Genomic DNA, 13,283 nt, shown 5'->3' on the forward strand with positions numbered 1-13,283 from the left:
TCTAGTATTTTTTACTACTTTTTAAAGCTTATTCATTTCTGTAAATAAAAACCCATAATAAAGAAATGCATAAACAGATTCTTTGATTCTTAAAACAAACTTAAGATAAGCTTAAAAAAGGCTTAAGATAAGCTTAAAATAAACTTAAATAAAAAATCGAAATGAGAGGGTGAGAAGTTTTTATAAATAAACAATAAAAATAATTTACACCATGTAAACCAAATTATAAACATTTTTCTATTATTTTGGTTCGTTAAAAAGAACATTTTATAGATTTTTAAAGCTAAAAAACAGGAAAATAAACAAAAAGACGAACTATAAAAAATTACCCATAAAAATAATTTACACCTTGTTAACTAAAATGCTTGCATTCAAAAATTTCTTGTGCTATAATTCGTCTTGAGGGTGAGATATGCATAAAAAAGTATTTTCAAGCATATTGACTTCTTTCTTTCTAAATCAAATGCTATAAAAACATTTATGTGCAACCTTTAATCGGGTGGATTCACTAACTAGTGATTCGTTTTTTTGCGTTTGATAATGATGGAGTAGTCAACTGTCGGCTGACAGTATTTTCGTGAAATTCTTTTTTATGAAGTTGTGCACAAAAAATAAATTCCCCCCACAAAAAAATAAAGTGATGTTGGTCACTTTGGAGGTTTAATTAATATGAACAATCGTTTCAGACTCTTATCAAGATCTGTTGTAGCGGCTGCGGCTATTATTCCAGCAATTGCTGTTGCGAATAATGCTCAGGCTCAAGATTATGGCTATAACTACTATCAACCAGGTTATAATTACTGGAATGGTGGTTACAACAATTATAGCTATGGTTATAACAACTATAATTACCGTAACAATCGCAACTACCGTTACAATAACTACAACTATGGTTACAACAATTATAACTATGGTTACAATAACTACAATTATGGCTATAATAACTATAACTATGGTTACAATGGCTATAATTATGACTATGGTTATAATAACTATTATCCAGGCTATAACAACTGGAATTATAACTATAGCAACAACTACGGATATAATGGTTGGAATAACTACAACAATCTGGCAAATGATGAGAATTATATTTACTGGAATGGTAACCATTACTACCGTATGACAGATGGTTCTTACCGTATCTATCGTGATGGTGAGTGGAAGCCATTGACAAATACTAACAATAACAGCACATCCAATAACAACCTGGAAAACGATCCACATTATCGTTATGAAAATGGTTATCATTACTATGTATTGGATAATGGCGACTATTACTACTATCAAAATGGTAAGTGGGTGTTTGTTAAGGATTCTGCTGATAACTCAACTAATCCAACAACTCCAAGCCAGCCGGAAGAACCAAAACCAGAAGTTCCAACTCCGACTCCAGCGGAACCAGAACAACCAACGCCAGCTCCTACTGATAAACCAGATGAGCCTACTACACCAGCAGAACCAAAACCAGAGGTACCAAGTGTTGATTTGCCAGAAAATCCTCCAATTAACGGTGCAGAAGGCGACCTCAATCCATTTGCTCCGAAACCAGAGCAACCAGCAGAACCAAAACCAGAAACTCCAACAAGACCTGATGTACCAGAGACTCCTGGTTTGGTAACAACTGATAAACCAAGTGAAGATCAAATCCCGCCGTATGTTGAAAAACCAGCAGAAGGTCTTGAACATTTGACATGGGCACCGAATGGACGAGCTCCAAAAATCATCTACCCAACTGGAAAACCAGGTGACAAGGCTCTCGAGTCAGATCCTAACTATTACTTTGATGGTTCAACCCATTATTACCGTATACCATCTGACTCAGAAGCAAATGGATACTCTCCATATTGGAAATGGTTTGGTGACAAATGGAAACTTCAAGGTATGACTGATCCAAACGATCCAGCTCTTGATCCAAAACTTCATGAAAACACTGCTGATGATGAATACATGTACAGTGATAAAGACTCTAGCGTGAAATTGTACTCAACTAACCTAGTGACAACTGCTAAAGCTGGTCAGCCGCTTCCATTCAAGAACGTTGAAGAGTTCAAGAACTACGTTATCGAAAAGATGAATCCTAAGTTCCTTGATAACGCAGGATGGGATGCCAAAGTTGAATGGGAAATCGAAGATCCAGAAATCTTTGAAAAAACCAAAGAAAACCCATATGCTAAGGATTATGTCTTGATTGCAAACCTTAAGAGTGGTGTTGAGGATAAGAAATACAGTGATGTAGAATTTGGTTATGTTAAGTTTGTTTACCGTGTTGAAGCAACAAACGATACAAACTATGACTATGTTTCAAAAGCTAAAGAAGCTTTCGCTAAAATCAATGAAGAGCGTAAAGCTCAAGGCTTGAAAGAGTTGACTTGGTCAGAAGACATTTATCAAAATCAAGCACTTCCAAAAGTAAATGAAATCTCACGTCAATATGATAGCTCAGGCTTTGTTGGACGTCGTGATGAAGATCCATCTGTTGTCGTTAAGAAATGGGCTAACAGCGGTCTGAGAGAATTGCTTCTTGATCCTAACGTAACTGAAGGGGCAGTAGCGACAGTTGTAGACGGAAACGGTGTTTACTACTGGGCATACAGCTATAAATAATAAGGAATTTTATTCTTAAACATCTGTGTTCTTAATCTTTGGTTGCATATAAACCATACTCCAAAAGTTAGATTTTCATCGTCTGACTTTTGGAGTTTTTTTGTTGAATTAACTAGGAAGCAAAAGTAGCGGTTGTGGATAGATTTTAAAGTTTAAAAAGGCGAAAAGAAATTTTGAGTACAAAAAAAGCACCGATTGGTGCTTATGATTATTTGAGACCGTATTTTTTGTTGAAACGATCCACACGTCCATCTGCTTGAGTGAACTTTTGACGTCCAGTGTAGAATGGGTGTGAGTCTGATGAAATTTCTACACGGATCAATGGGTAAGTTTCCCCTTCAAATTCAACTGTTTCGTTTGAACGCTTAGTTGAACCACTAAGGAACTGGTAGCCGGTAGAAGTGTCCATGAAGACAACTGGGCGGTATTCTGGATGAATATCTTTTCTCATTTTACAAAAATTTCCTTTCTGCCATGGTCTCTTTGCGAGCCATAGATTAGTTACTTTGATAGTTTATCAAATTCTGATTGATTTGACAAGACTTTTAGACTAATTTCTTACTTTTTTGCCAATTCTTTCATCTCGGTGTAGATTTGCTCTATTTCTGCCTTTGAAAATGCATTGGCTCCGCTGGCTAAGGGGTGTCCACCGCCGTGATGATTTTTAGCAATACCGTTGATAGGAATAACCTTGCTGCGCATGCGGACACGATAGTGCCCGTCTGGTTGCTCAACAAAGATAGCCCACAGACCGACTTCCTCGATTCGTCCAGGTGCCCCGACGATGGCTGCTGTATCAGCATCGGTTAGTTGATAGGCTTGTAAAACTTTCTGAGGCAGAATGACCCGCGCAGTTCCATTTTCATCTATTTCCAACTGCTCATATACGTAGCCCTGCAGTTTAGCGACTTGGCGGCTGATAGAGTCCATTTTGCGGGACAAGGCTGATAAGTCGAAATCGTACTGGCGCAGCTTGGCAGCTACTTCGAATGTGCGGGCGCTCGTAGAAGGATAAAGGAAGCGGCCAGTGTCGCCGATGATACCAGCATAGAGGAGTTCAGCAGCTTCCTTGCTCAAGTCTAAGTTATTTTCAAAGGCAAAGAGAGCAATCATCTCACTGGCACTGCTAGAGCTTGTATCTACCAGAGAAATATCTCCGTAAACCTCATCATCAGGATGATGATCAATTTTGATGAGGAAATCGCCTGTCGTGTAGCGTTGGTCGTCAATGCGAGCTGTATTAGCAGTGTCACAGACGATAACTAAGGCCTCTTGGTAATCTTCGTCTGCGACTTGGTCCATTTGTGCTAGCCACATGAGATTGGGCTCATCGTAGCCAGTCGCTTTGATTGTTTTTTCTGGGAAGTGGTACTGAAGCAGCTTTTTCAGTCCGACCTGACTGCCAAGAGCATCAGGATCTGGCCGCATATGGCGATGGATGATAATAGTATCGTATTCTTTGATCTTACTTAAAATATCATGATAAAGAGTCATAAATAACCTCGTCAACTTTCTTTACCCATTGTAGCATAAGAGTTTTTATTTTTAAAATAAAAAAGATATGATATAATGAGAGCAGATTAGAATTTGGAGGAAGATATGACCTTAGCGAAAATTGTATTTGCCAGCATGACTGGAAACACCGAGGAAATTGCTGATATTGTGGCGGATAAGCTAAGAGAACTGGATGTAGAAGTTGAAGTGGACGAGTGCACCACTGTCGATGCAGAAGATTTCTTGGAAGCAGATATTGCGATTGTAGCGACCTATACCTATGGTGATGGTGAGCTACCTGATGAAATGATGGACTTCTACGAAGACTTGTCTAGTTTGGATTTGTCTGGCAAGGTCTATGGGGTGGTCGGTTCAGGCGATACTTTCTATGATGAATTCTGCAAGGCTGTCGATGACTTTGATGCTGCTTTTGCTGCTACAGGAGCAGTGAAGGGTGCAGAAAGCGTTAAAGTGGATCTATCTGCGGAAGATGATGATATTGCACGCTTGGAAGCTTTTGCGGAAGGCTTGGTTAATAAAGTTTAAAGTGATAGATAAATGAAACGGCTGCGGCCGTTTTTGTTTTGCTAAAGTGTTATTTTCTGACAATTCTCATGATTAGGAGTATAATATAGGTAAGCGCTATCCATCAGATAAAGGAGAAGTTCCAATGAAAGAACGTGACTATGCTTTTGGCTTTCATGATGATGTCAAGCCGCTATTTTCGACTGGTAAAGGCCTGTCAGAAGAAGTTGTTCGAGAAATCTCAGAAATCAAGAATGAGCCCCAGTGGATGCTGGACTATCGTCTGCGCTCCTTGGAACTCTTTCATAAACTGCCCATGCCCGACTTTGGCCCTGATTTGTCAGGGATTCGCTTTGATGATGTTATCTACTACCAGAAGCTAAGCGGAGATCGGGCTCGCAGTTGGGATGAAGTTCCAGAAGAGATTAAGAAAACCTTTGACCGCTTGGGAATTCCAGAAGCTGAGAAGCAGTTCCTATCTGGAGCTGTTGCACAGTATGAATCTGAGGTGGTTTATCATAATATGAAGGAAGAGTTTGCCAAGCTGGGGATTATTTTCACCGATACGGATACGGCTGTCCAGGAATATCCGGACTTGGTCAAGCAGTATTTTGGTACTGTGATTTCAAATGCTGAGCATAAATTTTCTGCTCTTAATAGTGCAGTTTGGTCTGGCGGAACCTTTATCTATGTGCCCAAGAACGTCCAGTGCCAAGTTCCTGTTCAGACCTATTTTCGAATCAATGGCGAAAATGCCGGCCAGTTTGAGCGCTCTTTGATGATTATCGAGGAAGGCGGTTCTATCCAGTATATCGAGGGCTGTACAGCACCGACTTACACAAGCAATAGTCTTCATGCGGCAAATGTCGAAATCATTGTCAAAAAGGATGCCTTTTTCCGTTACACGACCATTCAAAACTGGTCGGACAATGTCTATAACCTCGTAACCGAGCGGGGGATTGTTGAGGAGGGTGGCACCTTAGAGTGGATTGATGGTAACTTAGGCAGCAAGGTTAACATGAAATATCCTTGCAGTATTCTCAACGGCCGTAACGCAAGGACTTCTGTCCTCTCTATGTCCTTTGCCAACTATGGCCAGCACTTGGACGCGGGCTGCAAGGTCTTTCATAATGCGCCCAAGACTTCCAGTACCTTAATTTCTAAATCAGTGGCCAAGGATGGTGGTAAGACAGACTATCGTGGTCAGGTTCGCTTTGGCAAGAATAGTGCAGGCTCCAAATCTCATATCGAGTGTGATACCATTCTGATGGATGGTGAGTCTAGTTCTGATACCATTCCTTTTAATGAAATCCATAATTCAAATGTCGCGCTAGAGCATGAAGCCAAGGTTTCCAAAGTATCTGAGGACCAGCTCTACTACCTAATGAGCCGAGGAATAAGCGAAGAAGAAGCCACAGCTATGATTATCAACGGATTTATGGAACCCATTACCAAAGAACTTCCAATGGAATACGCCGTCGAACTCAACCAACTCATCAATATGAGCATGGAAGGCTCAGTTGGTTAAAAAGGTTCGGGGAACCTTTTTAATCTGCGGATAAAAACTCGCTTTTGCGAGTTCTCCTTAATCCAAGGTTCGGTGGACTTTTTTAATCTGCGGATGAGAACCGACGGTAGTCGGTTTACCCTGAGACAAGCCTAACGGGTATTTTTAGGTTGTGGCTAAGCACTCGGTTAAGCGAGTGCTCTTTAATAAGGTTCGGGGAACCTTTTTAATCTGTAGATAGGGGCTCGCCTTTGCGAGTTCCCTTTAATCTGAGGTCCGAGGGACTGTTTTAGGTTGCGGATAAGAACCGACGGTAGTCGGTTTACCCTGAGACAAGCCTAACGGGTATTTTTAGGTTGTGGCTAAGCACTCGGTTAAGCGAGTGCTCTTTAATAAGGTTCGGGGAACCTTTTTAATCTATAGATAGGAGCTGTTTTAGGTTGCAGATAAAAACTCGCCCTTACGAGTCCCCTTTAATCATGGTCCATTGGACCTTTTTATTTAGAATTTAACTAGAAAATTTTACTATTTTTTGATATGATAGATAGAATATAAGGAGGAAGTAGATGACGTTAGAAGAAATCAGACAGGAAATTGATCAAGTTGATGATGCAATCGTTGCCCTGCTGGAGCAACGCATGAATCTGGTTGGCCAAGTCGTGGCTTTAAAGAAATTAACAGGCACAGCTGTCTTGGATAGCAAGAGAGAAGATGTGATTTTTGCCAGAGTGGCGGATAAGGTTGAAAATAAGGACTACAAGGAAACTGTTGTTGCGACCTTTTCTGACATTTTAAAACGTTCGCGTGAATTTCAGAATAAAAATATCTAATGAAAGAAGTACAGAATTCGATAGCTGTGGCTTTATCTGCGATGGTAGGCGGATGGCTGCGTTATCAGATAGCTCTTTTATTAGTTGTTGCTGACTCATTTCCGCTAGCTACCTTACTGGTCAATTATTTGGGAACTTTTTTGTTGGTCTATATTATCAAGGGCTATCTTAGCAGTAAAGTTAAGTCCCAGCGTCTAATTCTAGCGCTTTCGACCGGTTTTTGCGGAGGTTTGACGACTTTTTCTGGTCTTCTGCTAGACAGTATCAAACTAGCAGATTCAGGGCGTTATACGGAGCTTCTTATCTATCTAGTTTTAAGTGTAGGTGGTGGCCTTGCAATCGCCTTATGGGCTGGAAAGCAGGTGAAGGCATGATGTGGGCGATGTTAATCTGCTGTGTCGCTGGTGCTCTTGTGCGTTATGTTTTCTCCAAGGTCAATAGCAGAGCATCTCTTCCGATTGGGACTTTGGCGGCAAACCTTCTAGGTGCTTTTCTCATTGGATATTTTTATAATCATATAGAAGACAAGCAACTTTATGTCATTTTAGCAACAGGCTTCTGTGGTGGCCTGACGACCTTTTCCACCTTGAATGATGAGCTGGCAGAGCTCTTTTCGGAGCGAAAGAAATTTGTTCTCTATTTGGGTTTGACTTATATCCTCGGATTTTTAGCGATTCTTTTAGGAATTTTCGTTTAAACATCTTTACATTTTTAGAAATTTTGATATAATATAGTTTGTGCCTAATGGAAGCACAAAAAACGGCTAATCCGCTGCGGTCTTGAACCTTAAGATTAGTAAGATAGGAGTAGAAAAAATGAATCCATTAATCCAAAGTTTGACTGAAGGTCAACTTCGTACTGACATCCCTGCATTCCGTCCTGGTGACACTGTCCGCGTTCACGCGAAAGTTGTCGAAGGAAGTCGCGAACGTATCCAGATCTTTGAAGGTGTGGTTATCGCTCGTAAAGGTGCTGGTATCTCAGAAACTTACACCGTTCGTAAAATCTCTAACGGTATCGGTGTTGAACGTACTTTCCCAATCCACACTCCACGTGTTGACAAGATTGAAGTCGTTCGTTACGGTAAAGTCCGTCGTGCTAAATTGTACTACCTTCGTGCATTGCAAGGTAAGGCAGCGCGTATTAAAGAAATTCGCCGTTAATCTTAGAAAGACTCTGTCGTTGGGCAGAGTTTTTCTCTAAGTCCCCTTAGTTCAATGGATATAACAACTCCCTCCTAAGGAGTAGTTGCTGGTTCGATTCCAGCAGGGGACATTCTAAAAGCCTGTCTAAGGCTTTTTTCAATGCTCTCAGGAGGAAAAGAGATGGCTTATTACTTTATTGGCGGTCTGGGATGCAATGTTTATTACCCACAAGACTTTTTAACAGCTCTAGAGCTCCCTATTGTATATCTGGATTTATATTGTCGAGAAATTCGCCAAGAAGCAGATTTGGAAGAGTGGTTTGCTCTGCAAGTTGATTTGACTCAAGAAATGACTCTGATTGCACATTCTCTAGGTGCTGATTTCGCGGTCTATCTAGCTTCTGTCTTTCCTTCTGTTAAGAAATTAATTCTGCTGGATGGTGGTTTCTTAGATTTAGAAAAAATCTGCAGTTTAGAAGAGGAAATTACAGATGCAAAACTTTATTTAGAAAACACCAGCTACGTTAGCATAGATGAAGCTATTTCTTCAGAAAGAAAGGAAGCCAAGCATTGGTCACAAAACTATGCTAAGGCAGTCAAAGAAAATTTTATATTTGATGAAAAAGATCAGGTCTGGAAGTTGGGGGTGTCAGAGCAAGTAGTGACGAACTTGCTCAGGCTTCGGAGGTGTATTTACGGACATTTGACCAATCTCGGTGACCGCCAAATTAATTTATTTATTCCTAAAGCAACTGAAGTTGCTCCGAATTGGAAAGATCAGGCTTTGAAAGAATTACCTGATTATGTTCAGTTAATTGAAGTTGAAGATTGTGGCCACAATATTTATGTAGACAATCCTTTGGGGCTGGCTAAGATGGTAAGGTCTGTTTTAGATTGAGGGTTGGAATACTCTTCTTGATTTAAAGCCATAATTAATGACTTTGAAGAATTAAAATATTGCATTCGAAAAGAGACCTAAATTTTAGGTCTCTTGTTCTCTATTTCCCAAAGCAAAGTTGGTTAGGTATGCTTTATTTTTACTCTAGTTGTTTGATGATTTGGCTTTTTCTATAATCGCGTCAATATCAGCAGTTCCAGAAACTCCAAATTTTGCATAGACGTCATTAACTGGACCAGGATCAACATCAATGCTATTGATATTTCTACCTTCTGATGTGATAGACATATATTGTCCATCAGTTCTAATCATTACCCAAAGGCCTTGCGAAGCGAATAGATAGCCATCATCTTTCTTTACAACCTTTCCGATTTCAGGAAAAGTGATAAAAGCACCTTCGGAAGTAATAGAAACTTCCTTGCCATCTACTATAGTAGAGCTTGAGCTACTGTTAGTGCTTGGAATGCTGCTGGAGTCAGAAGATGAACTGGATGACGAAGAGCTATCAGATTTACTAGATGATTTAGAACTGACCTTACTGCTAGAGGATGATTTTTTGGAAGTTTTAGCCTTATCACTTGATTGAGGTGGCTTCTTTGATTGAGATTGGGCACAAGCGGCCAAACTTAATAGACTAGCTGCAAGTAAGAATACTTGATAGGTTTTTTTCATGGAGAATCTCCTTTTTGATATGATAGAATTATTTTATATGAATTTGAAGATTTTAGCAATAGTTTTAATTAGAGTGCAATGGAACTTGATGGAACTAGGGACAGTAGTTCAAGTGTAAGTTTGGAAATGACAGGTATTTATTGTTTCTCTATTTCCCCAAGCAAAATTGGCTGAAGAGTTGGGTGATGAGTTCGTCTGGTGCGGCGTCACCAGTGATTTCGCCGAGGATTTCCCAAGTGCGGGTCATATCGACTTGGAGAAGGTCAACCGGCATACCCATTTCCAAGCCTTGGTTGACGGCTTGCAGGCTTTCTAGGGCCTTTTCAATCAAGGAGATATGGCGAGCGTTGGACAGGTAGGTAGCGTCTTGCTCGACGATGCCAGCATTTTCAAAGAAGAGCTGATTGATGCGTTCTTCAATTTTATCAATATTTTGATTGTGGAGGACGGAAATCTTGATAGCATCAGTTGGCAGCTGGTCCAGCTCAATCTTCTCTTCAAGGTCAGTCTTGTTAAGCAGGACGATGCGATTACTGTCTTGGCTGATTTCCAGCAATTGTCTGTCTTGGTCTGTCAGAGGCTCGCTGGCATTGAGAACTAAGAGGACCAAGTCGGCTTCCTGCAGGGCTTTTTTAGAGCGCTCAACTCCAATCTGTTCTACAAGGTCGTCGGTTTCCCGAATGCCTGCGGTATCGATGAGCTTGAGCGGCACGCCCTTGATATTGACATACTCCTCGATCACATCACGAGTCGTTCCCTCGATATCAGTCACAATGGCCTTGTCCTCGCGCAGGAGATTGTTGAGCAGGCTGGACTTGCCAACATTAGGCCGTCCGATGATAGCAGTGGAAATACCTTCACGTAAAATTTTTCCTCGTCGTGCAGTATCGAGAAGATTGCTCAGCAGAGCCTCGAACTCAGCTGTTTTTTCTCGCATAAGCTGGGTCGTCATCTCTTCCACGTCGTCGTACTCGGGATAGTCAATATTGACTTCGACCTGAGCCAGTGTGTTGAGGAGTTCCTGACGGGTATTGTTGATAAGGTTGGAGAGGGAGCCATCCAGCTGCTTGACAGCATTGTTCATGGCTTTATCGGTCTTGGCGCGGATGATGTCCATAACGGCCTCGGCCTGAGTCAAATCTACGCGCCCATTGAGAAAGGCCCGCTTGGTAAACTCACCAGGCTCAGCCATTCTAGCGCCCTCGCGGATAGCAAGCTGCAGGATTTCATTAGTAACCGCAATCCCACCGTGAGTGTTAATCTCGATAATATCCTCGCGCGTGAAGGTCTTGGGAGAGCGCATAGCACCAAGCATGACCTCGTCTAGAATTTCCTGATTTTGAGGGTCAACGATATGGCCGTAGTTGAGCGTGTGGCTTTCTACTTCGCTTAGATTTTTCCCTTTGAAGATTTTTTGGGCAATAGCAAAGCTGTCAGTCCCGCTCAGTCTAACGATTCCGATAGCCCCTTCGCCAAGAGGCGTAGAAATCGCAGCGATTGTATCAAATTCTCTGGTAATCATACTGTATTTTTCCTTGTGTTTTAAAATCAATTACCCTAATTGTAACGCAAAAATTAAGGAGGAGCAAGGCTTTCGATTATCAAGCGGAAGGAATGCAATTTAAGTCTGGCAAAGAAAACACTTTCATGTTAGTGAGAATCATGATATAATAAAAGTAGTGTGATTCGAGGAGGTGCTATGGAAAATCTAAAGAAACTGGCAGGAATCAAGGCTGCTGAATTTGTCCAAAGCGGGATGATAGTTGGTCTCGGGACGGGTTCGACTGCTTATTATTTTGTCGAAGAGATTGGTCGGCGTATCAAGGAAGAAGGACTGCAGATTACAGCTGTTACGACTTCCAGTGTCACTAGCAAACAGGCTGAAGGGCTAGGCATTCCGCTCAAGTCTATCGACGATGTGGATCAGGTGGATGTCACTGTTGATGGTGCTGATGAGGTTGATTCAGCTTTTAACGGTATCAAGGGCGGTGGCGGCGCACTTCTCATGGAGAAAGTCGTGGCGGTTCCTACCAAGCACTATATCTGGGTAGTCGATGAAAGCAAGATGGTAGAGAAGCTAGGTGCCTTCAAGCTACCAGTAGAAGTTGTTCAGTACGGTGCTGAGCAGCTCTTTCGTCGCTTTGAACGTGCGGGCTATAACCCAGCCTTTCGTCAGAAGGACGGTCAGCGTTTTGTTACGGACATGCAGAATTTCATTATCGACTTAGATTTAGGTGTGATTGAAAATCCAGTCGAGTTTGCGCAAGAACTAGATCATGTAGTGGGCGTAGTGGAGCATGGACTGTTCAATCAAATGGTAGACAAGGTCATTGTTGCTGGAAAATCGGGTCTTCAAGTTTTAGAGGCCAATAAATAGAAAGAGGTATTTTATGCCAAAATTTAATCGTATTCACTTGGTAGTCATGGACTCAGTTGGTATCGGTGCTGCACCAGATGCTAATAATTTTGTCAATGCAGGGGTACCAGATGGTGCTTCAGATACTCTGGGACATATTTCCAAAACGGTAGGACTGAATGTACCAAATATGGCTAAGATCGGCCTGGGAAATATCGAGCGTCCTGCTCCTTTGAAGACAGTTCCTCAAGAAGAAAATCCTAGCGGCTACTATACCAAGCTGGAAGAAGTATCTCTTGGAAAAGACACGATGACAGGACACTGGGAAATTATGGGTCTCAATATTACTGAGCCTTTTGATACTTTCTGGAATGGCTTCCCAGAAGAAATCCTGACTCAGATTGAAGAGTTTTCTGGTCGCAAGGTCATTCGTGAGGCTAACAAGCCATACTCTGGTACAGCAGTTATTGATGACTTCGGCCCTCGTCAGATGGAAACAGGCGAGCTGATTATCTACACCTCTGCTGACCCAGTATTGCAAATTGCAGCACACGAAGAAGTGATTCCTTTGGAAGAGCTCTATCGCATCTGTGAGTTCGCCCGCTCTATTACCATGGAACGGCCTGCGCTTCTGGGACGTATCATCGCTCGTCCTTATGTAGGTGAGCCAGGCAACTTCACTCGTACAGCCAACCGTCACGACTATGCAGTTTCTCCGTTTAATCCAACTGTACTTGATAAGCTCAATGAAGCTGGAATTGATACTTATTCTGTTGGTAAGATAAATGACATCTTCAATGGCGCTGGAATCAACCATGACATGGGACACAATAAGTCTAACAATCATGGTGTAGATACTTTGGTCAAAGCCCTGAAAGACGAAAACTTCAAAGAAGGTTTCTCATTTACCAACTTGGTAGACTTTGATGCTCTTTATGGTCACCGCCGTAATCCACATGGCTACCGTGACTGCTTGGAAGAGTTTGATGCTCGTATCCCGGAAATCATTGAAAATATGCGTGAAGATGATCTGCTCATGATTACTGCTGACCATGGTAATGACCCAACCTATGCTGGAACCGACCACACTCGTGAGTACATTCCGCTCTTGGTCTTCGGAAAATCGCTGAGCGGTCATGGTCATATTCCTGTCGGACACTTTGCAGATATCTCAGCTACCGTTGCTGAAAACTTCGGAGTGGACAAGGCGATGATTGGTGAAAGCTTCTTGGACAAATTGGTATAAGCAT

General features: G+C 41.7%; 14 protein-coding genes and 1 tRNA gene. 11 read left to right on the top strand and 4 right to left on the bottom strand.

What is annotated here, in order from left to right; all coding sequences use genetic code 11:
- Positions 1-669: 669 nt before the first annotated feature.
- The gene (locus HMPREF9378_RS08340) at positions 670-2,607 is read left to right on the top strand and encodes a cell wall protein (RefSeq protein ID WP_080557338.1); all 1,938 of its coding nucleotides are present in this window, start codon (positions 670-672) and stop codon (positions 2,605-2,607) included.
- Between the two features lie 208 nt (positions 2,608-2,815).
- Here the strand turns inward: HMPREF9378_RS08340 and HMPREF9378_RS08335 are convergent, their stop codons facing one another.
- Positions 2,816-3,058 (bottom strand): type B 50S ribosomal protein L31, encoded by a 243-nt coding sequence (locus tag HMPREF9378_RS08335; protein ID WP_002895374.1) that lies wholly within the window; start codon positions 3,056-3,058, stop codon positions 2,816-2,818.
- A 107-nt stretch (positions 3,059-3,165) separates the two neighbouring features.
- Entirely contained in the window at positions 3,166-4,101 is a 936-nt protein-coding gene (locus HMPREF9378_RS08330; protein WP_002900252.1) for a DHH family phosphoesterase, read from the bottom strand.
- A 105-nt stretch (positions 4,102-4,206) separates the two neighbouring features.
- On the opposite strand from HMPREF9378_RS08330, the gene HMPREF9378_RS08325 reads away from it, so the two are divergent.
- The 8 genes from HMPREF9378_RS08325 (at position 4,207) to HMPREF9378_RS08290 (ending at position 9,005) form a co-directional block, all read left to right on the top strand.
- Positions 4,207-4,647: a flavodoxin gene (locus HMPREF9378_RS08325; protein WP_002913524.1), complete on the top strand. Its 441-nt coding sequence runs from the start codon at positions 4,207-4,209 to the stop codon at positions 4,645-4,647.
- Between the two features lie 124 nt (positions 4,648-4,771).
- Complete coding sequence (gene sufB / locus HMPREF9378_RS08320; RefSeq protein ID WP_002900254.1) at positions 4,772-6,154, top strand: Fe-S cluster assembly protein SufB; 1,383 nt, start codon at positions 4,772-4,774, stop codon at positions 6,152-6,154.
- 545 nt (positions 6,155-6,699) lie between these two features.
- Positions 6,700-6,963: a chorismate mutase gene (locus HMPREF9378_RS08315; RefSeq protein WP_002913526.1), complete on the top strand. Its 264-nt coding sequence runs from the start codon at positions 6,700-6,702 to the stop codon at positions 6,961-6,963.
- Positions 6,963-7,337 carry a fluoride efflux transporter CrcB gene (gene crcB, locus HMPREF9378_RS08310; protein WP_002913528.1) on the top strand — a complete coding sequence of 125 codons (375 nt, stop codon included), beginning with the start codon at positions 6,963-6,965 and terminating at the stop codon, positions 7,335-7,337. Before HMPREF9378_RS08315 ends, crcB (HMPREF9378_RS08310) begins: the two co-directional genes overlap by 1 nt.
- The gene (gene crcB / locus HMPREF9378_RS08305) at positions 7,334-7,660 is read left to right on the top strand and encodes a fluoride efflux transporter CrcB (RefSeq protein ID WP_002913529.1); all 327 of its coding nucleotides are present in this window, start codon (positions 7,334-7,336) and stop codon (positions 7,658-7,660) included. Before crcB (HMPREF9378_RS08310) ends, crcB (HMPREF9378_RS08305) begins: the two co-directional genes overlap by 4 nt.
- 118 nt (positions 7,661-7,778) lie before the next feature.
- Positions 7,779-8,126, top strand: coding sequence for a 50S ribosomal protein L19 (gene rplS / locus HMPREF9378_RS08300; protein ID WP_002900259.1), 348 nt, complete (start codon positions 7,779-7,781; stop codon positions 8,124-8,126).
- Between the two features lie 40 nt (positions 8,127-8,166).
- Positions 8,167-8,238 (top strand) — tRNA-Arg (locus HMPREF9378_RS08295).
- A gap of 29 nt (positions 8,239-8,267) precedes the next feature.
- Positions 8,268-9,005 carry an alpha/beta hydrolase gene (locus HMPREF9378_RS08290; RefSeq protein ID WP_002900260.1) on the top strand — a complete coding sequence of 246 codons (738 nt, stop codon included), beginning with the start codon at positions 8,268-8,270 and terminating at the stop codon, positions 9,003-9,005.
- Between the two features lie 144 nt (positions 9,006-9,149).
- On the opposite strand, the gene HMPREF9378_RS08285 is transcribed toward HMPREF9378_RS08290, so the two are convergent.
- Together HMPREF9378_RS08285 and mnmE are read right to left on the bottom strand one after the other, a co-directional pair.
- Positions 9,150-9,677, bottom strand: a complete 528-nt coding sequence (locus HMPREF9378_RS08285; protein ID WP_002900261.1) for a hypothetical protein — start codon at positions 9,675-9,677, stop codon at positions 9,150-9,152.
- 148 nt (positions 9,678-9,825) lie between these two features.
- The gene (mnmE, locus tag HMPREF9378_RS08280) at positions 9,826-11,199 is read right to left on the bottom strand and encodes a tRNA uridine-5-carboxymethylaminomethyl(34) synthesis GTPase MnmE (protein ID WP_002913531.1); all 1,374 of its coding nucleotides are present in this window, start codon (positions 11,197-11,199) and stop codon (positions 9,826-9,828) included.
- A gap of 177 nt (positions 11,200-11,376) precedes the next feature.
- On the opposite strand from mnmE, the gene rpiA reads away from it, so the two are divergent.
- The gene (rpiA, locus tag HMPREF9378_RS08275) at positions 11,377-12,054 is read left to right on the top strand and encodes a ribose-5-phosphate isomerase RpiA (protein ID WP_002913533.1); all 678 of its coding nucleotides are present in this window, start codon (positions 11,377-11,379) and stop codon (positions 12,052-12,054) included.
- A gap of 13 nt (positions 12,055-12,067) precedes the next feature.
- Positions 12,068-13,279, top strand: coding sequence for a phosphopentomutase (locus tag HMPREF9378_RS08270; protein ID WP_002913535.1), 1,212 nt, complete (start codon positions 12,068-12,070; stop codon positions 13,277-13,279).
- Positions 13,280-13,283 lie beyond the last annotated feature (4 nt).

It is taken from the genome of Streptococcus sanguinis SK1 = NCTC 7863 (genome assembly GCF_000194945.1).
GTDB classification, from domain to species: domain Bacteria; phylum Bacillota; class Bacilli; order Lactobacillales; family Streptococcaceae; genus Streptococcus; species Streptococcus sanguinis.

Coding starts and splice junctions, on each gene's coding strand:
- HMPREF9378_RS08340 (WP_080557338.1), top strand. CDS start 670: ATGAACAATCGTTTCAGACTCTTATCAAGATCTGTTGTAGCGGCTGCG.
- HMPREF9378_RS08335 (WP_002895374.1), bottom strand. CDS start 3,058: ATGAGAAAAGATATTCATCCAGAATACCGCCCAGTTGTCTTCATGGAC.
- HMPREF9378_RS08330 (WP_002900252.1), bottom strand. CDS start 4,101: ATGACTCTTTATCATGATATTTTAAGTAAGATCAAAGAATACGATACT.
- HMPREF9378_RS08325 (WP_002913524.1), top strand. CDS start 4,207: ATGACCTTAGCGAAAATTGTATTTGCCAGCATGACTGGAAACACCGAG.
- sufB (WP_002900254.1), top strand. CDS start 4,772: ATGAAAGAACGTGACTATGCTTTTGGCTTTCATGATGATGTCAAGCCG.
- HMPREF9378_RS08315 (WP_002913526.1), top strand. CDS start 6,700: ATGACGTTAGAAGAAATCAGACAGGAAATTGATCAAGTTGATGATGCA.
- crcB (WP_002913528.1), top strand. CDS start 6,963: ATGAAAGAAGTACAGAATTCGATAGCTGTGGCTTTATCTGCGATGGTA.
- crcB (WP_002913529.1), top strand. CDS start 7,334: ATGATGTGGGCGATGTTAATCTGCTGTGTCGCTGGTGCTCTTGTGCGT.
- rplS (WP_002900259.1), top strand. CDS start 7,779: ATGAATCCATTAATCCAAAGTTTGACTGAAGGTCAACTTCGTACTGAC.
- HMPREF9378_RS08290 (WP_002900260.1), top strand. CDS start 8,268: ATGCTCTCAGGAGGAAAAGAGATGGCTTATTACTTTATTGGCGGTCTG.
- HMPREF9378_RS08285 (WP_002900261.1), bottom strand. CDS start 9,677: ATGAAAAAAACCTATCAAGTATTCTTACTTGCAGCTAGTCTATTAAGT.
- mnmE (WP_002913531.1), bottom strand. CDS start 11,199: ATGATTACCAGAGAATTTGATACAATCGCTGCGATTTCTACGCCTCTT.
- rpiA (WP_002913533.1), top strand. CDS start 11,377: ATGGAAAATCTAAAGAAACTGGCAGGAATCAAGGCTGCTGAATTTGTC.
- HMPREF9378_RS08270 (WP_002913535.1), top strand. CDS start 12,068: ATGCCAAAATTTAATCGTATTCACTTGGTAGTCATGGACTCAGTTGGT.